At 58.0% G+C, this 20,035-nt stretch carries 22 protein-coding genes; 10 read left to right on the top strand and 12 right to left on the bottom strand.

All coding sequences use genetic code 11. The annotated features are described in order from the left end of the window. Window positions 1–302: 302 nt before the first annotated feature. On the top strand, window positions 303–536 hold the full coding sequence (locus F3I21_RS11865; RefSeq protein WP_150058986.1) for a SymE family type I addiction module toxin: 234 nt from the start codon (window positions 303–305) through the stop codon (window positions 534–536). Window positions 537–593: 57 nt separating this feature from the next. Here the strand turns inward: F3I21_RS11865 and F3I21_RS11860 are convergent, their stop codons facing one another. From F3I21_RS11860 to F3I21_RS11845, 5 genes are all read right to left on the bottom strand, one after another. Continuing rightward, complete coding sequence (locus F3I21_RS11860; RefSeq protein WP_223815667.1) at window positions 594–1,058, bottom strand: Imm63 family immunity protein; 465 nt, start codon at window positions 1,056–1,058, stop codon at window positions 594–596. Next, entirely contained in the window at window positions 1,042–1,269 is a 228-nt protein-coding gene (locus tag F3I21_RS23585; RefSeq protein ID WP_370515721.1) for a TNT domain-containing protein, read from the bottom strand. Before F3I21_RS23585 ends, F3I21_RS11860 begins: the two co-directional genes overlap by 17 nt. A gap of 258 nt (window positions 1,270–1,527) precedes the next feature. Beyond that, window positions 1,528–2,112, bottom strand: a complete 585-nt coding sequence (locus tag F3I21_RS23580) for a VENN motif pre-toxin domain-containing protein (RefSeq protein WP_288445024.1) — start codon at window positions 2,110–2,112, stop codon at window positions 1,528–1,530. 2 nt (window positions 2,113–2,114) lie between these two features. Then, window positions 2,115–2,654 (bottom strand): hypothetical protein, encoded by a 540-nt coding sequence (locus F3I21_RS23360; protein WP_288445023.1) that lies wholly within the window; start codon window positions 2,652–2,654, stop codon window positions 2,115–2,117. Window positions 2,655–2,755: 101 nt separating this feature from the next. Beyond that, window positions 2,756–3,964, bottom strand: a complete 1,209-nt coding sequence (locus tag F3I21_RS11845; RefSeq protein WP_150058985.1) for a pyridoxal phosphate-dependent aminotransferase — start codon at window positions 3,962–3,964, stop codon at window positions 2,756–2,758. Window positions 3,965–4,032: 68 nt separating this feature from the next. Between F3I21_RS11845 and F3I21_RS11840 the strand changes: the two genes are divergently transcribed. Then, window positions 4,033–5,094 (top strand): gamma-glutamyl-gamma-aminobutyrate hydrolase family protein, encoded by a 1,062-nt coding sequence (locus F3I21_RS11840; protein ID WP_150058984.1) that lies wholly within the window; start codon window positions 4,033–4,035, stop codon window positions 5,092–5,094. Here F3I21_RS11840 and F3I21_RS11835 read toward each other — a convergent pair. From F3I21_RS11835 to F3I21_RS11805, 7 genes are read right to left on the bottom strand one after another with little or no spacing between them, the layout of a single operon-like run. Further along, window positions 5,057–6,001 carry a dihydrodipicolinate synthase family protein gene (locus tag F3I21_RS11835; protein ID WP_150058983.1) on the bottom strand — a complete coding sequence of 315 codons (945 nt, stop codon included), beginning with the start codon at window positions 5,999–6,001 and terminating at the stop codon, window positions 5,057–5,059. The genes F3I21_RS11840 and F3I21_RS11835 overlap by 38 nt on opposite strands. A 9-nt stretch (window positions 6,002–6,010) precedes the next feature. Beyond that, window positions 6,011–7,180, bottom strand: coding sequence for a Xaa-Pro peptidase family protein (locus F3I21_RS11830; protein ID WP_150058982.1), 1,170 nt, complete (start codon window positions 7,178–7,180; stop codon window positions 6,011–6,013). Further along, window positions 7,164–8,267, bottom strand: coding sequence for a mandelate racemase/muconate lactonizing enzyme family protein (locus tag F3I21_RS11825; RefSeq protein WP_150058981.1), 1,104 nt, complete (start codon window positions 8,265–8,267; stop codon window positions 7,164–7,166). The genes F3I21_RS11830 and F3I21_RS11825 overlap by 17 nt, the downstream gene beginning before the upstream one ends. Further along, window positions 8,264–9,439 (bottom strand): M20 family metallopeptidase, encoded by a 1,176-nt coding sequence (locus F3I21_RS11820; RefSeq protein WP_150058980.1) that lies wholly within the window; start codon window positions 9,437–9,439, stop codon window positions 8,264–8,266. Before F3I21_RS11820 ends, F3I21_RS11825 begins: the two co-directional genes overlap by 4 nt. Before the next feature lie 13 nt (window positions 9,440–9,452). Further along, the gene (locus F3I21_RS11815; protein ID WP_058775910.1) at window positions 9,453–10,199 is read right to left on the bottom strand and encodes an amino acid ABC transporter ATP-binding protein; all 747 of its coding nucleotides are present in this window, start codon (window positions 10,197–10,199) and stop codon (window positions 9,453–9,455) included. Continuing rightward, entirely contained in the window at window positions 10,196–10,930 is a 735-nt protein-coding gene (locus F3I21_RS11810) for an amino acid ABC transporter permease (RefSeq protein ID WP_150058979.1), read from the bottom strand. Before F3I21_RS11810 ends, F3I21_RS11815 begins: the two co-directional genes overlap by 4 nt. Window positions 10,931–10,950: 20 nt before the next feature. After that, window positions 10,951–11,703, bottom strand: coding sequence for an ABC transporter substrate-binding protein (locus F3I21_RS11805; RefSeq protein WP_370515521.1), 753 nt, complete (start codon window positions 11,701–11,703; stop codon window positions 10,951–10,953). A gap of 249 nt (window positions 11,704–11,952) precedes the next feature. On the opposite strand from F3I21_RS11805, the gene F3I21_RS11800 reads away from it, so the two are divergent. From F3I21_RS11800 to F3I21_RS11765, 8 genes are all read left to right on the top strand, one after another. Then, window positions 11,953–12,849 (top strand): GntR family transcriptional regulator, encoded by an 897-nt coding sequence (locus F3I21_RS11800; protein ID WP_132463013.1) that lies wholly within the window; start codon window positions 11,953–11,955, stop codon window positions 12,847–12,849. A 52-nt stretch (window positions 12,850–12,901) separates the two neighbouring features. Further along, window positions 12,902–13,687, top strand: coding sequence for an SDR family oxidoreductase (locus tag F3I21_RS11795; protein WP_150058977.1), 786 nt, complete (start codon window positions 12,902–12,904; stop codon window positions 13,685–13,687). A gap of 334 nt (window positions 13,688–14,021) precedes the next feature. Continuing rightward, complete coding sequence (locus F3I21_RS11790; RefSeq protein WP_021509083.1) at window positions 14,022–14,732, top strand: FadR/GntR family transcriptional regulator; 711 nt, start codon at window positions 14,022–14,024, stop codon at window positions 14,730–14,732. Further along, a complete protein-coding gene (locus F3I21_RS11785) occupies window positions 14,719–15,885 on the top strand; it encodes a PLP-dependent transferase (protein WP_150058976.1) in 1,167 nt (388 codons plus the stop codon). Before F3I21_RS11790 ends, F3I21_RS11785 begins: the two co-directional genes overlap by 14 nt. Before the next feature lie 21 nt (window positions 15,886–15,906). Further along, entirely contained in the window at window positions 15,907–17,178 is a 1,272-nt protein-coding gene (locus tag F3I21_RS11780; RefSeq protein ID WP_150058975.1) for a sugar ABC transporter substrate-binding protein, read from the top strand. A gap of 24 nt (window positions 17,179–17,202) precedes the next feature. Next, complete coding sequence (locus tag F3I21_RS11775; RefSeq protein WP_132463025.1) at window positions 17,203–18,123, top strand: carbohydrate ABC transporter permease; 921 nt, start codon at window positions 17,203–17,205, stop codon at window positions 18,121–18,123. Between the two features lie 9 nt (window positions 18,124–18,132). Continuing rightward, on the top strand, window positions 18,133–18,957 hold the full coding sequence (locus F3I21_RS11770; RefSeq protein WP_058759117.1) for a carbohydrate ABC transporter permease: 825 nt from the start codon (window positions 18,133–18,135) through the stop codon (window positions 18,955–18,957). Between the two features lie 3 nt (window positions 18,958–18,960). After that, on the top strand, window positions 18,961–20,028 hold the full coding sequence (locus F3I21_RS11765) for an ABC transporter ATP-binding protein (protein WP_150058974.1): 1,068 nt from the start codon (window positions 18,961–18,963) through the stop codon (window positions 20,026–20,028). The last annotated feature ends 7 nt before the right edge of the window (window positions 20,029–20,035 follow it).

Raw genomic sequence — 20,035 nt, 5'->3', positions numbered from 1 at the left:
CGATGCGATCAGGCAACTGCTAATGACGTGGCAGAAGTTTGTGGCTGAGATGCTGGACGATGTTATTGGTTAAACAGAGTAGATATCCGGCGCGGAGCTGAGGTGCGCCAACACCCCAACCCGCTAACCACAACCAACTATACGAGAGGGTTAATCATGGCAGAGCACGATACTAATTCAGAAGTGAGCATTTCCAGAGTGTTACGGCAGCGATTGGTAAAACGGAGTAATTAACAGACGCGGAACTGAGGTGTTGAAGCACCCCAGCCCGCTGACCATGAGCAACTAAGAAGTAGTTGATCATGGCTGACACGCATCATGAGTCAGAGACCCGCACACCCACAACCGCTACCTGCGGACTACAGGCGCATTATTACAGGGTCGGCTACCGGCCTAACCGGGGCCAGCCGAACCCGCTGCCGCAGCTCACCATCAAAGGCCGCTGGCTGGAGCAGCTGGGCTTCACGACCGGGCAGAAGATCGAGGTGATCACCGGGCCGGGGCAACTGCTCATCCGGCTGGCGAATGAAGGGTAATTAACTGATCTGTGGATTAAAATCCCGGCACCAAGGCCGGGATTTATTGAGTTAAGATTATAAGTAGAGGCTATCATCGTAAGGACTGGCAGCAAGAATTTCTTCAAAATGTTTTCGAGATTTTATTCCCCATTCGATGTTGATTTTTTTCATAAGCTCAATAATCTTTGGAAAATAAATACGCCGACTATCTTTACCAGGAATCCGATTATTTAATTCGTACTCGACTGCTACATCATGTATAAAATCATACATAATCCAATAAAGTAACTCATCTGTTGAATCTGTAACCTTTCTAGAGAACTCATATCCTCTCTCGGAATAGATATAATTATACTTTTCATTTTCAAATGAAATATAAGGCGTTCCATCATCAATAGGTGCTGAGCAAAGGTTAACAGAGTGAACCGGAAAACCTAATATCAAAACCAGCGCATCTATTTTTTTTTGAAGATCATTAATACTCAACAGCATTTCAATTAACCTTCTCAAGATATTTGTTGTCTTACAACCATTGTACATTTACTCGTTCCTGCATATTAGGCAGAATCTGAATACCTCCGCCAGGTTCACCTAAAGCAGGGGCTATTTTCCCTTGCATAACAGGCAACGGTTTTATGACAACGTATTCATGGTACTTATCCGCTAAGGAGCCAGGTGCTAAAGCGCGCTGTTCCTGGGGCGTACCTTGTGGTGCCAGGAAAGAACCATTTGTCTTGCCATACCTATCCAAATGAGTGCCTACAGGAAGCGTTGTTTTAACTGGTTCTTCGGCAAAACCTAATTTTGCAGGCCAGTTCCAGTCTCCGCTTTCATTACGGTATTTATCGTACTGTGACCACCCTGAAGCCTCCTCATCAGCAGCAATTCTATTTGGCTCTGCCGTTCTTCCGGCTGAAGGTTGAGATAGTTTTTTTGCTGAACTCTCTTTTGTCGGTTCCTTAATTACACTCTTCAGCCCGTGAGCACCCGCCAGAGCGGCAGCCAGTTCCTAAGTCTGCATTGCTATATCATAACGGCCTGCTGCTGTTTCCCAGCTCACACCGGACGCCTGTGCTATTGCTGTTATGGCTTGGTCGCGGCTGATACTGCCTGCATCCAGTCCCTGCAAAACACTTTCCAGATTTTTCACATCCTGTGGATATAAATCCCTGTACAACAATGAGTAGGTCGCATTTTCACCATATTTATTAAATGCTTCCTGAGCCGGGCCAATCAGCGCACCACAGGCTGAACCACCTTTATTACCATCCGTACAGACCGCTTTTATCGCTTCATCACGCGCTTTATCTGTCTGATTAATCGTCGCCAGCTCTTTCGCTTCAGCCGGTATCAGTTCCTGTTTCAGATAGTCGCGCTTCGTCTCCAGCTGTTTCTTTCTGTCGGCTTCCTGCACGCTCAGCCAGTTATTCTCAACCGCATTCTTCCCTGCCTGAGCGCCGGCCAGCGCACTGGCGCTGCCGCCGCCGGTCACACCGCCTGCCAGACCTGCAGCCAGGGTACTCAGTGCACTGATGAACTGCTTGTCCGACTCCTGCAGGTCACTGACCTGTTTACCCGGATACATCGAATGCATGATCAGCTGCCCATCAGCTCTCCGCTGACCGCACCGGTCGCGCCTGCTGCCGCACTGGTTCCTGCCGCCCGCGATGTTACCGCACCTACCACTGCATGAGCCATCGCTTTTGCGGCCTGATTGTCGGCGGTATATTTGTGTATCTGCTCGGCCAGATACGGTGCCGCCGCGCCGCTGGCTGCCTGCGCCAGATTGCCACCCGCCAAACTCTGAATCGCCGCAGTCGCCGCCTGAATCCCTTTCTGGATATCGCTGCCGGTGCCCCAGAGTGCCATGGCCTTCTTATAATAACTGCTGTTTTCCAGCGCTTCCTGATACGCTTTTTTTTTAGCCGCAGGAGCGTCGGCATCCGGCTGGTTTATGTTGTTTTTTGCCAGTTCCTTCTTACCTGCTTCCGTCGCCTCAATCTGCCCCTGCGTCCGGGCGATATCAGCAACCTGGCTGCCTGGTTCACCGATCAGCTGAGCCGTCTGCAGGCGTTTCTGCTCCTTCTCTTTGTCGAAAATCGGGCTGATGCTGTCATTAGCGTGCTCGCTGGCCATTTTTCTTTTAAACTGCCACCTGCCTCACCCGATCGCCATTGCTGGCGATCAGGAGGATGCATGCCAGCATCCGCTCGCGTATCAATCCCTCATGGCGGACATCAGCGCAGTTTTGCCACCGAAGATTTCAGCCGCGCGCACGCCTGCTCCAGCAACGCCTCGTCAACCGCGTAGGCAATGCGTAAATAACCCGGCATGCCAAACGCCGATCCATGCAACACCGCAACCTGTGCATCCTGCAACAGCCAGCTGGCTAGCGCGCTATCGTCCTCCAGTGGTTCCCCCTGCGGCGTCACGCATCCCAGTAACTTTTGGCAGTTGGCAAAAATATAGAATGCTCCCTGCGGCGCCCGGGCGCTGAGGCCGTTGCTGGTGGCGATCATTGTCAGCACCTGCTGACGTCGCCGATCAAGCGTAGCAAGCCAGCCTGCCAGAAATTCGGCCGGTTGCTGCAACGCGACAACCGCTGCTGCCTGCGAGATGCTGCTGGGATTAGAGGTACTCTGCGACTGCAAAATCTGCATCGCGTTAATCAGCCATGCCGGACCGGCAGCATAGCCGAGCCGCCAGCCGGTCATGGCATGGCTTTTTGAGACACCGTTGACTGTCAGCGTGCGTTCAGCCAGCTGCGGGGCCGCCGCGGCAAAAGTGCTGAATGGCGTGGCGTCGTAGCGTAACGGCTCGTAAATATCATCCGCCATGATTAGCACCTGGGGATGATCGGTCAGCACCTCAGCGAGTGCCCGCAACTCCTGCGCACTGTAAACCGCACCGGTCGGGTTACCCGGTGAGTTCAGAATCACCCAACGCGTTGCCGGCGTCAGCGCGGCAGCCAGTTGTTGCGGCTGCAGCTTCCAGTCGTGCTGTTCGTGACAGGCCACGATCACCGGTTCGCCTTCCGCCAGCGTCACCATATCCGGATAGGAAACCCAATAAGGGGCAGGAATGATCACCTGCTGGCCAGCATCCAGCGTAGCCAGCAGTGCGTTGAAAATCAGCTGCTTGGCGCCGCTGCCGGCAATGATCTGCTCAGCGCTAAAATGCAGTTGGTTATCACGGGCAAACTTGGCGGCAATCGCTGTTTTGAGTTCACGCGTACCGGAAACGGCGGTGTATTTGGTTTGCTGCTGCACAATGGCGGCAATACCGGCATAGCTGATGCTGTCCGGCGTGGCAAAATCGAGTTCTCCCTCGCCGAGGTTGATTATCGCCTTGCCGGCGGCTTCCAGCGCACGCACCCGATCGGAAATTGCGGCGGTAGGAGATGGACGGACGCGCTGCATGCGACGAGCCAGTAGCTGACTATTCATAAATCCTCTTTTGTATATCCTGAATCAACTAATACAATTAATCACCCCATCCCAGCAGGAAGAGTGCCGTGTTACCTATTTTCATTGTTGATGATGCCCGCGTTCCGGCGCGCTTTGGGCTGCTTGCCAGCCTGTATGCCAATCAGCTGGCGTTACCGTTATGGAGCCTGCGCCCGGATTTCACCGGCGATTTCCCCGACAGCCATCAGCATGTCGCGGCGGCAGGTTACTGCGTCACCAGCGGACTGTATCGGAGCGATACACTGCAGCACGAAGTTCGCGATGTAACCCTGCTGCCTGCGAACGAAGCCATAATCGTCGTTGCGCAGGCGGATGTAGCGCGCATTGCTCATTTGCCAGGCCAGCGCCTCAAGGCGCTTTCCTGTGAGAGGACAATGCGGCTGCAGAATGGCAGCAACACCCTGCTGCAACATACCCTGACTGCACCGACCCCCGGCCGCCACGCGCTGCGTATTGCTCTGATAGCGCGCGAGCACGATCAGCGTGACAGCTATCCGGCCACTCTCGATGCGCTTTACGCCGCAGCCCGGGCGCTGGCGCTCGATGTGGATATTCACTTTTTCGCTCCCGCAGCACTGTCAGATGAGCTGTCCGAACTCGACGAGGTGCACGGCATTCTGCTACCGGGAGGTGCCTCGATGGCAGCGGTGCGCGGTCAAATCGCCGTGGCGCACGCCAGTCGGCAGCGCAACATTCCCACACTAGGCCTGTGCCTCGGCATGCAGAGCATGTGCACGGCTGCGTTACAACGTCACCCAGAGCTCAGTCAGGCCATGCTGGCAGAAGTGGCACCGCAGGCCGCGGTGCACAGCTTTATTGCTTTTGCCGATGGTCGCCATCGCTGTGGCCTGCTGCCATACCCGGCCGCTGAGCCGTTTAACCTTATGCATTACAACCATCGCTATCGCTTTAATCCGCAACTGCTGCCGCCGCTGCTGGCAAGCGGCGTGCAGGTTACCGCCCAGACTGATGACATCATCGAAGGCATTGCGCTGGCCGATCACCGTTTCTGGCAAGGGGTACAGGGCCATCCGGAGCTACAGTCGCGCCCGGATGCACCGCACCCGCTGTTTACGGCCTTTCTGCGGGCGCTGGTGACGCCAGCGTAACCCCGCTGCGTCCGTCGCTGGCCAGCCGTTGCATCACGCTGGTCAGCGCGGCCAGCGCGTCTGGCGAGATCGGCTGCAGCGGTGCGCGCACCGTGCCGCCATTGAAACCGCGCAGCGCCATTGCCGCTTTCACCAGCTGCGGCTGGCCGTGCTGGCGTGCCAGCGTGCGATAGTCAAACCACAGCTGGTGCAGATCGCGCGCGGTGGCGGCATCGCCCTGTTCCAGCGCACGATAGCAGGCAAGGATGAGCTCCGGCAGCGCGCCGCTGTTGGTGGTACTGATGCCATCAAATCCGGCCATCATCGGGCCGGCAAAGGCCAGATCGGAGGCACAAAATAGACGCAGTTTGCCGCGCAGCCGGTTGGCAATCTGATCGATGGCGGTTGGATTCAGATCGCCCTGTTTGATGCCCACCACGCCCGGTATCGCCGCCAGTTGCTCCAGCAGTGCCGGTGAAAGGGTGATACCAATGCCCGGCGCGTTGTAAACCAGAATGCCGGTTTTCGACAGGGGTGCCATCTCAGCAAAATAGGCAAGAATTTGCGCGTCGGTAATTTCGCTGACAAAAGGCGCGGTGACCATCGGCAAACCGCCCAGCTCCCCGGCCAGCTGCGTCAGCTCGCGGGCATCACGCGGATCTGCGCTGGCGCTGCACAGCATTACCGCCACACGATCCTGCACGCAGTCCATCACGGCGTGAAACAGCGCACGGCGTTCTGGCACTGACATCACCGGAAACTCGCCATAAGTGCCGCCAATTAACAGGCCGTCGTAGCCAAGGCCGATGATACGTTCGATATTTTCGCGCAGGGAGCCGAAGTCAATGTCGCCGCTGGCGCTGAAAGGCGTCACGGTAATGTTAAAGATACCGCGCAGGCGTTCACGGCATTCGCTGATGTCTTTCATCGGGTTTCCTTATAAGCAGGTTAATGGGCGAGCCAGCGAACCGAGCTGGCGATAGCCGGTTTCCGTCACCACCACGGTTTCGCTAACGCCAACCGTAAACTCGCCGTAGATACGCAGCGCCGGGGGGATATGGAAGGTCATGCCTGGCTGTAGTTCGGTGTTGACGCCACTGTACAGGCTGAGAATGCCGCCCTCGCCCCAGTCCGGCGCGAACGAGACACCGATAGAGTAGCCGGTGCGTTTTTTAAAGTTGTCGGTGAAGCCCGCGCGATCGATCACCTGCTGGCAGGCTATGTGCGGTGCGGCACAGGTTGCGCCCGGCCGAATGGCATCCAGTGCCGCCTGGAGCGCCTCCTGACACACTTTCTCCATTTCCAGCGCAATAGCAGGGGGCCGCCCCAGCCATGCCGAGCGCATCAGCGCGGCGTGATAGCGATCGTGCGCGGCAGCCATCTCAAGAAACACCGGCTCATTATCCTGCAACACGCGACGACGCCAGGTTCCGTGAGGCACACCGCTGCGTGGGCCACTGGAAACCAGCGGCTCCATCCCGACATATTCGGATCCGGTCGCAATGGCGGCTCCCATCATGGCCGCGACCAGCGCATTTTCATCCGCCCCGGCGCGCACTGCAGCCATACCGGCCTGCATGCCGGCGTCAACATAGCGCGCCGCCTGAGCGATCTTTTCCACTTCCGCCGGCGACTTCACTGCGCGCAGCGGCTCAATCACCCCGGCAGTATCGGCGAGGCTGCCGATGCGACTTTGCAACGCCTCATACACGGCTACCGGCAAAAACCAGCCGCGTTTGTCCAGCCCGACACGCTTACTAAGCCAGCCGCGCTGCTGCAGCAGGGCAACGAGAAAATCAACCGGGTTATCGCCATCCTGATAGATGGCGGCATCTGAGATAAAGGTGTTGGCGATAAAGTTAAAGTATTCGAGCTGGCGGATAACAAACACCGGATCCCCTTCTGTTGGCAGCACCAGCGCCTGAAAGGTGTAATAGCCCGGTGTTTGCTGACCGGTTAACCAGAAAATATTTTCTGGTCCGGTCACAATCATCACATCAACGCCGGCCGCATTGAGACGTTCGCGGGTGCGCTGGATGCGTTGTGCGTACTCCTGTGCGCTAAAGGCGGATTCACTTCCCTGGATAACATTATTCAGCTGTTGCATAACCAGACTCCTGGAGAAAAGTGGCGCGCGCGGCATCAAAATGCACGCCCAAGCCGGGTAAATCATTGATGAATACAGTGCCCTGCTGATAATGCAGGCCGCTCACCGCATCGTTTATCAGGCCATCGGCACCGTACAGCTCTGCGAAACGCGGCTGCATGGCGCGACACACCTGCAGCGCCGCCGCTGTTGCCGCATGGCCTTCGTTCATCTGACCTATCATGAAAGGGATGCTGGCCGCCTGCAGGCGCCGTGCAGCCGCAAGCGTCGGCGCAATGCCGCCCAGCTTCACCAGCTTGAGATGGCCCCACAGCGCGCCATTCGCCGCTATCAGTTGGTCGATAGCTGCCGGGCTATTGAGGCTCTCGTCCAGCATGATCGGCACGCCATAACCGCTCAGTTGCGCCAGTGCGGCATCGTTAGCCGGTGCCAGCGGCTGTTCGACGTAGCTGAGATTCAGCGCCTGCAGCGCCGGAAAAGCGGCGTGCGCCTGCGCCAGTGACCACTGACCGTTGACATCAATCGCCAGCGTGATGGCCTCACTAAAGCGGGCGCGCAGGGCGCGCAACCGCGCCAGATCGGTCGCCACATCCGCCACGCCGGTACGCAGTTTGAGCTGGGTAAAGCCACGTGCAACGTACTGTTCAGCCTGCGTCAGCATTTGCGCTTCACTGCCCCAGAACAGCGTCTGGTTGGTCGGGTAGCCGGGGCTGGCCGCAGCGGCACCGAGCCAGTGCGCAAGGCTTACGTCGGCCTGCTGCGCCAGTAAATCATGCAGCGCCATGTCGAACAGCATGCGCGCCGGTGCCAGCAGTCCCGCCCCATCCGCATGCACACGCTCCAGCATCGCCTGCGGCGCCAGTGCCCAGTTCCAGCCTGCCAGGGCGCGGGTGATGTTTTCCAGCACCCGATCGGCGCTGTAGCCGTGCAGGTACTGAATGTTGAGCCGCACCTCGCCCGTGCCGCAGCGCGTGCCATCGTCCAGCCGCAGCCACAGCGTATCCAGCGCGCTGATTGCGCCCGAGGACGCGGTGTGCAGCGTGACTGCGTCATAGCGCAGCTGACCGCGCCAAAGCGTTGCTTTCACGTTGCGGACTCCTGCGGCAGCATCGCCAGTGCCACGTCGAGGTAGATGGCTGCGGCAGCAATAAATTCTTCAACAGGCACGAACTCATCTGGCTTGTGAGCCACCGCCAGGCTGCCGGGTCCGATCACCACGCCTTTCGCCCCGAGCGAACGAAAATGCACTAAATCGCATCCCCCCTGAAAACCAAACGGGCCCGGTTCCGCCTGCCCGTGGCGACGACAGGCGGCGAGGCTGTGCTGCACAATCGCTTCGTTACTGTCGGTCTCGGTGGCCCCGCCCGTGGTGGCCTGCCAGGCGATGATGTCCGCCTCCACGCCAGCAGTGGCTTTCGCGTGGTCAAGCAGCTGCTGCAGTTCGGCCTTCACCGCCTGCTCGTCCTCACCGGGCACCATGCGGCGGTCGAGGAGCAGCTCGCAGCTGTCCGGCACCACGTTATCAGCGTGCCCCCCATGGATGCGCGTCACCGTCAGGCTGGCATTGCCCACCAGCGCGTGGCAGCGACAGCGCACCTGCTGCTGATGCGACTGCTCAATCAGGCCCAGTAATCTGGCGGACTGATAGATGGCATTTACCCCCAGCTCTGGCGTGCCCGAGTGCGCCGTTACGCCCTTCACCCTGACGCGCGGTCGCAGGCTGCCTTTATGGGCAGAAAACGTGGCGTTGCCGGTGGGTTCGCCAATCACCGCAAAATCGATGGCCGGCGGTGCCTGCCGGACATAAAACTTCGCGCCTTCACTGGCGACCTCTTCATCGGCGGTGAACACCCCCATCAGCGTGCCGGACCAGCGGTGGCGACTGGCGGCCAGCAGGCGCAGCGCTTCTACCATCGCCACTAGCGGTCCTTTGGCATCGCAGGCACCACGACCGTACAGGCGTCCCTCGCGCTCGGTAAGGGTAAAGGGATCGCTACACCAGCCGCTGCCGGCAGGCACTGTATCCAGATGGGTATTAAAGGCGAAGCAGGGTCCGGCACCGTTGTGCAGAACCGCGATGACGTTGGTGCGCCCTGCCGCATATTCACTGAACGACAGGTCAAAACCGGCCTCGCGCAGCCAGCCTGCCACGCACTCTGCCGCTTCGCGCTCCTGACCGGGAGGATTTTCTGTATTGATGGCTACCAGCGTGGCGAGGTCGCGCTTCATGCGCACGCTGTCGACCGGGTGAATAGTCATTATGGCTCCGCTGTTAATGTAGGATTTGATCGAGAAAACGCTGGGCGCGTTCGCTAACCTGGCGGTTGAAGAAGTCGCTGGCGCTGGCGCGCTCCAGGATTTCGCCCTCTTCCATGAACAGAATCTGACTGGCGGCACGGCGCGCGAACCCCATTTCATGGGTGACGACCATGCTGGTCATCCCTTCGGCGCTCAGTTCCGCCATCACATCAAGCACTTCGCGGATCATCTCCGGATCGAGCGCTGACGTGGGTTCGTCGTACAGCATCAGTTCCGGCTTCATCGCCAGCGCCCGGGCAATAGCCACGCGCTGCTGCTGACCGCCAGACAATTCGTCGGGGAAATGATCGGCCCGATCGTGAATACGCACCTTCGCCAGCAGCGCTTCTGCCTGTTTGCGTGCCGTGATGCGGTTGACGCCGAGTACCGTCATTGGTGCCAGCATGATGTTTTCCGCCGCCGTCAGATGGGAAAACAGCTCGTAGTTCTGAAACACCATGCCAATACGCTGGCGCAACTGGTGCGGCGGCACTTCTCCCCGGCTGATATTCTGGCGGGTGAAGAACACATCGCCGCTATCGGCGGGTGACAACAGATTGACGCAGCGCAGCAGCGTAGATTTGCCGGAACCGGAAGGCCCAATCAGCACCACCGTTTCCCCACGCTGAACGCTGAGCGAACAGTTCTTCAATACCGGCTGACGGCCAAAGCTCTTGTCGATGCCAATCAGCTCCAGCAGCGGTGGTTTTGTCTCGTTCATGACAGATCTCCTGCGGTATCCGCCGCTTTGGTTAACCGACGGTGGCGCGCCCGGGCCTTTTGCCATTTTCCACGCCGCAGTTTCGGGTCGAGCGTGCGCTCCAGCCACGACTGAAACAGCATGAACAGCGAGGTCAGCAGCAGGTAATAGAGCCCCGCCGCGCAAAGCGCCTCGAAATAGCGGAAGCTGGCGCTGGCGGTCTGGTTCGCCACCAGCAACAACTCCTGCACCGCAATCACCGACACCAGCGCGCTGGACTTCAGCATGCTGATCATCTGATTGCCCATCGGTGGCAGCACGATGCGCGCGGCCTGCGGCAAGACAATCTTGCGCATGATCTGAGCCTGGGTCATTCCCAGCGCCATACCGGCGGTGCGCTGGCCGCTTTTTACCGCCTGTAAGCCGGAACGTAATATCTCCGCCATGTAGGCGCCCTCATTAAGCGACAGCGCCAGCACAGCACAGGTAAACGCGGAGAAGCGCAGACCGAAACCAGGCAACACGTTGTAGACAAAGATGATCTGGAACAGCACCGGCGTACCGCGAAACAGCCAGAGATAAAAAAACGCCAGCCCTTTCGCGGCACGAAATGGCGCTTCCTGTAGCAGCGCCAGCACCAGTCCCAGCACTACGCCGCACAACAGCGAGCACAGAGTAATCAGCAGCGTCATCCACGCGCCCTGCAGAAATTCGCGGGAGAGGAAGTACTGCCACATTAAATCGATCGACATAGCTTTCTCCGGTCAGCGGTTTAAAAAATGGCAACGGAGTCCGGGAAGTTCCATTTCTCAATCAGTTGCTTGTAAGTGCCGTCTTTCACCAGGTTTTGCAGTCCCTGTTCCAGTTGCGCTTTGGTGGCGCTGTCGCCTTTACGGACCGCAAAAGCGATGTGGGTATCGGCTTCAAACTCAGCGCCTGCCGCTTCAAACATGCCGGGCTTCTCGCTAAACAACGCAACGGTACCGGGCGTTGAGAGGAACTCTGCATCGGCGCGCCCCTGCGCAACAGCCACTGCCGAGTCCGTTGCCGCCGGGAACGTCATGACATTGATCGCGGCTTTTTTGGCGGCGAGGCAGTTCTGGTTATCCACCCGCGCCTGGCTCTCTTCGATACCGCCAAGCGTGACCGCCACGTTTTTGCCGCACAGCGACAGATCGCGCCCGGTGATGCCGGCCGGATTGCCTTTACGCACCACGACGCGACTGCCGATTTTGAGGTAAGGAACAAAATCCACCTGCGCCGCACGCGCCGGGTTGACGTACATCGCTGAGTTAATGATGTCGAGACGTTTGCCCTGCAGTGCCGGGATCAGCCCTTTAAACTCCATTGGCATGGCTGCGGGTTGCAGATTGAGCGTCTTACTTAGCGCGGTTATCAGCTCGATATCAAAACCGGTGAGCTTGCCGTCTTTCACAAACTCGAACGGCATAAAGGTGGCTGCGGTGCCGTAGGTCAGTTTGCCTGGCGCAACGCGATCGCTTGCCGCCTGGCTGATGATGGGCATCAGGGCCAGCGTGGCAAGCGCCAGCAACCGACCGGTAGAGCGAAATGAATTGCTGATCATCTGTGTCTCCTGGTAAACGTTTAAATTGGTTTTTATGATTCATAAAATACATTCATGGTGATAAAAAACGTCTTCTCCTGGTGCACTCTGCACGCTTAGCGTGCATGCATTGCTTTATATCGCAGCATTTTCCTCAACATGTTATTGTACCTTTAGTTGACAATAATACATTTCAGGAAATCCCGTTCTATGCAGCCTGACTCCTCCGCCAGCAGCCGTCGTATTGCACGTCAGCTACTTGACCTGATCTATGAAGCAAGATTCGATCCAGGTCAGCACTTACGTGAACAACCTCTGGCAGACGCGCTGGGCGTTTCCCGCACGCCGGTGCGGGCAGGACTTAAAGAACTGACCCGACTGGGCGCAGTGGAAGCGCGGCCCAATCAGGGATTTTTTCTGCTAAAAGGGGCAGACGAGTTACAGCAGCTGGACATTGAACCCCCGCAGAGCAGCGACCAGACGTTGTACGAGCTACTGGTACGCGATCGTATTGCCGGTGCCCTGCCCGAATCGTTCACCCAGACGGAAATCAGCCAGCGCTATGACGTTGATCGCGGCATTCTGACACGCACGCTGGTCAAGCTGTCGGAAGACGGGTTAATCGCGCGCAATGCGGGACATGGCTGGCGTTTTCAGCAAACGCTTAACTCGGAAGTCGCGCTGCGCAACAGTTATGGATTTCGTCTGATGATTGAGCCAGCCGCCCTGCTCAGCCCGCAATTACGTGCGGACCGTGCCATGCTGAAGCGCCTGCGGGCACAGCATCTGCGATTGATTACCCATCCGGACCTCACGCAGGTACCGGCGCGCGACATTTTCGAGACGGATGCCGCTTTTCATGAATCGCTGGCCGAAGCCAGCGGCAATCTGTTTGTGCTGCAGGCGATTCAACAGCAAAACCGCCTGCGCCGCCTGCTGGAATTTGGCAGCTACCAAAATAAACGGCGGGTGAAAGAGTGGTGCGAAGAGCACGTGGCCATTATCGACGCGCTGCGTGAAAACCGACCGCAGCAGGCGGCCGAATTGATGAAAACGCATCTGCAATTCGCCTTCGATCAGGTACAGATGCGTAAACCGGGCGCATAACCGGCACTGTTTTTGCACATTACGATCCTGAAAATACAATCAGGAGGCAGTGATGGATTTGCAAATACAAGGGCGCGTGGCGCTGGTATGTGGTGCAGGCAGCGGTCTGGGTCAGGCGATAGCGCTGGCACTGGCGCAGGAGGGCGTGCGCGTGGCGGTCACCGGGCGCAATAGCAGCAAGTTGCAGGCAACGGTGGAGCGCATTATCGCTGACGGCGGTGAGGCGCAGGCGTTCCAGCTGGATCTGGCGGCACCCGACACCTTTGACAGCGTGCTGGAGGCGATTCGCCAGCGCTGGGGCGCGGTGGATATTCTGGTGAATAATTCAGGTGGGCCGCCACCCGCGAAAGCCGCGGGTACCGGCAGTGAACTCTGGCGACAGCAGTTTGCGGTGATGGTGGACGCGCTGATTCAACTGAGCGACAAGGTGCTGCCGGCCATGCGCCAGCGCGGCTGGGGACGCATTATCACTTCCACCTCGTCCGGCGTGGTCACGCCTATCCCCAATCTGGCGCTGTCCAATGCGCTGCGCATGAGCCTGCTGGGCTGGTCGAAAACGCTGGCAAGCGAGGTAGCCGCGGATGGTGTAACGGTTAACGTCCTGGTGCCGGGACGCATTGATACTGAGCGCGTCAGTCAGCTTGATGCGCTGAAGGCGCAACGCGAAAACAGCACCGCCGCTGCCGTCGCGGCCCAAAGCCGGCGCAGCATACCGATGGGCCGCTACGGCGCGCCACACGAATATGGCGCCACCGCCGCTTTTCTCGCCAGTGAGCCCGCCAGCTACATTACCGGCAGCGTGATCCGCGTCGACGGCGGCCTGATCGATGCCGTTTAGCCGCTGATCGCGGTTTTAAGAGATGGGCACGCAATGAAGGCTGCCCATTTAACCTGTCACAACGCTCTTTTTATACCTTAACGTCATCGCTAACGGTTTTGCTGGCTGAGCGTTGCCGCTGTGCCACTGCATCTGCTGAATTCACACCCCGGTTAATCAAAAAACGACCACCGCACCGCCACACCACGGTGCACTCTGGCGGGTTTTGCACCAGCAGATCTCATAATCTGCGCTTATTACGGCATCAAATCTCCTGCTGAATCAAAGCTTCATGATTCTGGCATGCGGGTTGCTATGTCTTTGGTAGAGATGTTGGACCAATTAAGGCATAGCGATGCATGACCCGGCTGAACTCCATCCCATCATTCCGACGCGCAGCGATACGCTGATTCTTGATGCGCTCACGCGCTACATGGCGCATGCCGGCGCGCAGCCGGGCAGTCGCCTGCCGCCGGAGCGCGAGCTGGCGGAGAAACTGGGCGTCAGCCGTAATACGGTGCGCGAGGCGCTCAAGCGCTGGGAAGCACTCGGTATCATTGTGCGCAAAAAAGGCAGCGGCACTTTTCTGCAGGCGGAAGTCGGTCTGCATGACAGCTTTCTCTCTCTGCGCTTTAAAAACGACTCCGCCAACATGCTTCATGCGCTGGAAGTGCGCCGCATCATTGAGTCCGAATCCTGCGTGCTGGCCGCGCAGCGCGCCAGCGCCGACGACCTGCTGGAAATCGAACGGCGGCTGGAAGAGATGGAGCGTGTGCACCTGGCTATCGGTTCCGCCGGGCCGGAGGATTGGGCTTTCCACACCAGCATCTACCGCGCCGCCGGTAATCCGCTGCTGTTGCAGATGCTTAACGGCGTCTACGACACGCTGCACGCCTTTTTCGAATCCCCGCCGGAGCAGGCGCTGTTTTCAGACTCGTTTCCCCTGCACCGTGAACTGTTTAACGCCATCCGCGCCCGCGACAGCCAGGCCGCGCGCGCCCTTTGCCACCAGATTCTTGATATCACCGAACGCGACATGAAGGACGTGATCCATGCCAAACGCTAAACCTACTGCGCAACAGACACTGCTGACCCACGACCAGCGCCACGAACAGGGCGCCGTAACGCCACCGATTTATCAGTCCTCGCTGTTTACCTTCAGCGATTACGACAGCATGATCGCCCGCTTTCGCGGTGAGAGCGACCAGCCGCTCTATTCCCGCGTTGATAATCCGACGGTCAAAGCGCTACAGGATAAAGTTGCCGCGCTGGAAGGCGGTGACGCCTGCCTCGCCTTTGCCAGCGGCATGGCCGCCATCAGCAACGCGATTTTGAGTGTGGTTCAGCCAGGCGCGAAAGTGGTCTGCGTTAATCATGTCTATCCCGATACTTACCGCTTTTTGCGCGGCTTTTGTCAGCGTTTCGGCATCACGACGCAGTTTGTTGATGGCGACGATGAAGCGGCGATGGCCGCCGCGCTGCCCGGTGCCAGCCTGCTCTATCTGGAAAGTCCCTCCAGCTGGGTGATGAGTGAACAGAACCTGCGGCAGCTGGCCACGCTGGCGCGTGATGCGGGCGTCGTCACGTTGATTGATAACAGCTGGGCTTCGCCCATTTTCCAGCAGCCGCTGCTGTGTGGTATCGACATCGTGGTGCACTCCGCCTCGAAGTACATCAGCGGCCACAGCGATGTGGTGGCCGGCCTGGTGATTGCCAGCCACCAGCACATCAACAACATTGCCCGTCACATTAGTCCGTTCCTGGGCGGCAAACTGTCTGCGAACGAAGCCTCTTTGCTGATGCGTGGCCTGCGCACGCTGCCGCTGCGTATGAAGCAGCATCAGCACAGCGCCCTGCAGCTGGCGGAAAAGCTGCGTGACCATCCGCAGGTCAGCGCGGTTTGCCATCCCGGGCTCAATCCCCCTGCATGGTCCACGCTGCGCGGTTACAGCGGGCTGTTTTCCTTTGCCGTGACCGAACAGGTCGACATACCGCAATTCTGCAACGCCCTGCAACTGTTCCACATGGGCGTCAGCTGGGGAGGTTTCGAGAGCCTGGTCATGCCGGCGATTTCGGTCATTAATCAGGCCAGTGAATTTAATTCAGCCCAGGATTTTGGTGTCTCGCCGCGCCTGATCCGTATCTCTGTTGGCCTCGAAGAGACCGACGATCTTTGGACCGATCTGAATCAGGCACTTGCTGCCGCCACTCACCATTAATCACGCTCCGGAGAACCAGCCATGACAACACGTTTCGCCCTGAAAGCCCTGGTACTCGCCGTGGGTTTAGGCAGCGCCTTTTGCAGCCTCGCCGCCAAACTCACCGTGGTGGAAGTTATTACCAGCCCGCCACGTACCGCGCTTCTGCAAAAAATGCTCGACGAATATAAGACGCAGCATCCCGGTACCGAGATTGAGCTGATTTCACTGCCGTGGGGTCAGGCATTTGAAAAACTGGGCACCATGTTACAGAGCGGACAGGTTCCGGATTTGGTGGAGATGCCCGATACCTGGCAAGGCTTATACGCCAGCAACAATATGCTGGAAGATCTGGAACCCCGCCTGAAAAGCTGGCCTGAAAGCGCCCAGCTGACGGATAAAACGCTGGCAATGGCGCGGGCCGCGAACGGCAAAGCCACCATGGTACCGTACGGTTTTTACCTGCGGGCGCTGTTCTGGAATAAAAAGCTGTTTAAGCAGGCAGGACTGAGTGAGCCGCCGAAAACCATGGACGAGTTTGCCCGCGACGCGAAGCGTATTAGTCAGTCAGGTAACGGTATCAGCGGCTACTGCATGCGCGGCGGTGTCGGGGGAACCAATGCGTGGATGATGTTTATGGCGGCGATGAACGGTTCGCCTGCCTTCTTTGATAAAGACGGCAACAGTACCTTAACCCAGCCGGGAGCGATAAAGGGGGCACAACTGCTGGTCGATTTGTATCAGCAAGGCGGCGCGCCAAAAGACAGCGTGAACTGGGGCTTTAACGAGATTGTCTCGGGCTTCTATTCCGGCAAATGCGCGATGCTCGATCAGGATCCGGACGCGCTGATCGCGATTAAAAATAGCATGGCGGCTGAGGATTTTGCTGTGGCGCCCATGCCGGTCGGACCGTCCGGTAAAGCCTTCCCGACCATCGGCTATACCGGCTGGGCGATGTTCAAACAGGGTAAACAAAACGATGTCGCCTGGCCGCTGATTACCTTCCTCAGTAATAAAACCAACAACCTGGCGTGGGCGAAGTTTGTCGGCACGCTACCCATCTATAAAGGTGCGGAACAGGACCCGTTCTATCAGACGCCGCAGTTTGCCGGCTGGTTTAAGGAGCTGAACGATCCAAATTATGTGCCGCTCACCATGCCGACCCATCTCAAAGGCTGGGGCTATTTCAATTCAGTGATCGTGAAAGAGAGCAGCCAGGAGACGTTACTGGGCGAAAACGACACCAAAGATATGGTGCAGGACTGGGCCAGCTATCTGAGTAAAGAGCAAAAAGCCTGGCTCGCCAGCCAGTAATCCCGCGTAAACCGGAGCCCTGAAATGACGCCTGAAATCTCTCTTCCTGCCAGCCCGGCGCGCCGCCGCTGGCGCTGGACCCGGCTTGCGGAGCCATGGTGGTATCTGTCACCGGGCCTGTTGCTGATCGCCCTGTTCATCTTCGTGCCGATGGCGATCGGCATTTCTTACGCTTTTCAGAGCATGAACCTGCTCAATCCGCTGGAGAGCGGCTGGGTTGGCTGGGCGAACTTTGCGCAGATGCTCGACGATCGCCGCTTCTTTCGCGCGCTCGGCCATACCCTTAACTGGACGCTGAGTTCACTGCTGCTGCAGTTCTTTTTCGGCCTCGCGCTGGCGCTGCTGCTTAACCGCGAGTTTCGCTTTCGCCGCTGGGTGCAGGCGCTGGTGTTCTTACCGTGGGCGGTGCCGGCGTTTCTTTCCGGCCTGACCTGGTCCTGGCTGCTCAACCCGGTTGTGGGTCCGCTGCCACAGTGGCTCAGCGACGTGGGCATTCTCAGTGAACCCTACAATATTCTTTCCGATCCGCAACTGGCGATGTGGGGGCCGGTGATTGCTAACGTCTGGTTCGGCATCCCGTTTTTTGCCATCACTTTACTGGCGGCACTGCAGTCGATTCCCAAAGATTTGTATGAAGCAGCAGCCATTGACGGTGCCAGCGGCTGGCAGCAGTTTCGCCGAGTCACCCTGCCGTTTCTCGCCCCGATGATCGCCATTACCGTGATGCTGCGTACCATCTGGATCGCTAACTTTGCCGATTTAATCGTGGTGATGACCGACGGCGGTCCGGCCGGTTCAACCTCGATTCTTTCCAGTTACATCTTCACCACCGCTTATCGCAAACTGGATTTTGGTTATGCCTCGGCGATGGCGGTGTGTCTGTTACTGCTGATGACCTGCTATGCGCTGGTATTGCTGCGCATCCGCCATCAGTTACTTAAGTAAGGAGTCTGCATGCGCCTGTTACCGTTGATCGGTCATCGTCTCAGCATCGCCGCCTATTTGCTGTTTGCGCTGTTTCCGTTGTACTGGATCATTAAAATTGCCGTCACGCCGGACAGGTTACTGTTCAGTCAGGGTGTGACGCTGTTACCTGGCGGTTTCACCCTGAGCCATTTTGCGAAGGTATTGACCGACAGTGATTTCCCCACGTTTTTTATGAACAGTCTCATTGTCTCCTGCAGCACTGCCGCGCTCACCACCTTGATTGCCGCGGCTGCCGGCTATGCCTTTTCCCGCTTTCAGTTTCGCGGCAAGATGGTGATGGCGGCCCTGCTGCTGTTTACCCAGATGTTTCCGCTGGTGATGATCATTGCGCCGATTTACCGGGTGATGGCCCCGCTGGGACTGACGAATAGTCTGCTGGGGCTGATTCTGATTTACAGCGCCTTTAATGTCCCGTTCGCCACCTTCCTGATGCAGTCATTTTTTGATGCCATCCCGAAAGATCTCGAAGAGTCCGCCATGCTGGAAGGCTGCACCCGCTTTCAGGCGCTGTACCGCGTGCTGATGCCGCTGACGCTGCCCGGCATGGCGGCGACGCTCGGCTTCGTTTTCACCGCCGCGTGGAGTGAGTTGCTGTTCTCACTGATGCTGATCAACAAAAACGAAGTCATGACCTTTCCGGTCGGGCTGCTCAGTTTCGTCTCCAAATTCGCCGTTTCGTGGGGCGAAATGATGGCTGCCGCCGTGCTGGCGTTAATTCCAGCCTGTCTGTTCTTCGCTTTCATTCAACGCTACCTGGTTCAGGGACTCACCGCCGGTGCGGTTAAGGGGTAAATAATGGCTGAAATTACGCTGGCACAAATTGAAAAGCGCTACGGCAACGTTGAGGTTCTGCGCGACATCAATCTGACCATTAAAGATGGTGAGTTCGTGGTGCTGGTCGGCCCGTCCGGCTGCGGTAAATCCACCCTGCTGCGCACCATTGCCGGTCTGGAGTTGGCAACGGGCGGCAATATTCATATCGGCAGTCAGCTGATGAACGAGGTGGCGCCGAAAGACCGCGATATTTCGATGGTGTTCCAGAGCTATGCGCTCTATCCGCATCTGACGGTCGCGCGCAACATGGGCTTCAGCCTTGAAATTCAGAAACGACCGCGTGATGAGATTGAGGAGAAAGTCCGGCGAGCGGCGGAGATTCTCAGCCTGACACATCTGCTTGATCGCCGGCCAAAAGAGCTGTCGGGTGGACAACGGCAGCGCGTGGCGATGGGCCGCGCCATTGTGCGTCAGCCGCAGGTGTTTCTGTTTGATGAGCCGCTTTCCAACCTCGATGCGCAACTGCGCGGCCAGATGCGCGTGGAGATCAAAAAACTGCATCAGCAAATGAACAACACCATCGTTTATGTTACCCACGATCAGGTTGAGGCCATGACGCTGGCGGACCGCATCGTGGTGCTCAATCACGGCGTCATTCAGCAGGTGGGCACACCGCTGGAGCTGTACGACACACCGGCCAATAAGTTTGTCGCCAGTTTTATCGGTTCACCGTCGATGAATTTTATCAACGGCGTGATGACCCCCAGCGGCGTGCGTATCAGCGACAGCGCTCAGTTGCCCCTGAATACGCACTGGGCAGCACAGGCCGCTGGCCGTGACGTCATTTACGGCATCCGGCCGGAAAACATCAGTCTGGCGCAGCCGGGTGAGCAGCATGCGCTGCCTCTTGAAGTGTCGCTGGTGGAGCCGACCGGCCTGTCCGAACTGATTCACGGTTCGCTGTTTGGCCACCCGCTGATGCTGTTTACCACCCAGCGTTCCGGCGCGCGCGCCGGTGATATTTTACCGGTCACGCTGGACAGCGAACGTGCGATGCTGTTCGACGCCGCATCACAGCGCCGCCTGTAATTGCACG

This window comes from Pantoea sp. B_9 (genome assembly GCF_008632015.1).
GTDB lineage: Bacteria > Pseudomonadota > Gammaproteobacteria > Enterobacterales > Enterobacteriaceae > Pantoea > Pantoea dispersa.
Note: the sequence above shows the minus strand (reverse complement) of the source record. Positions and strands in the feature narration are given on the sequence as shown.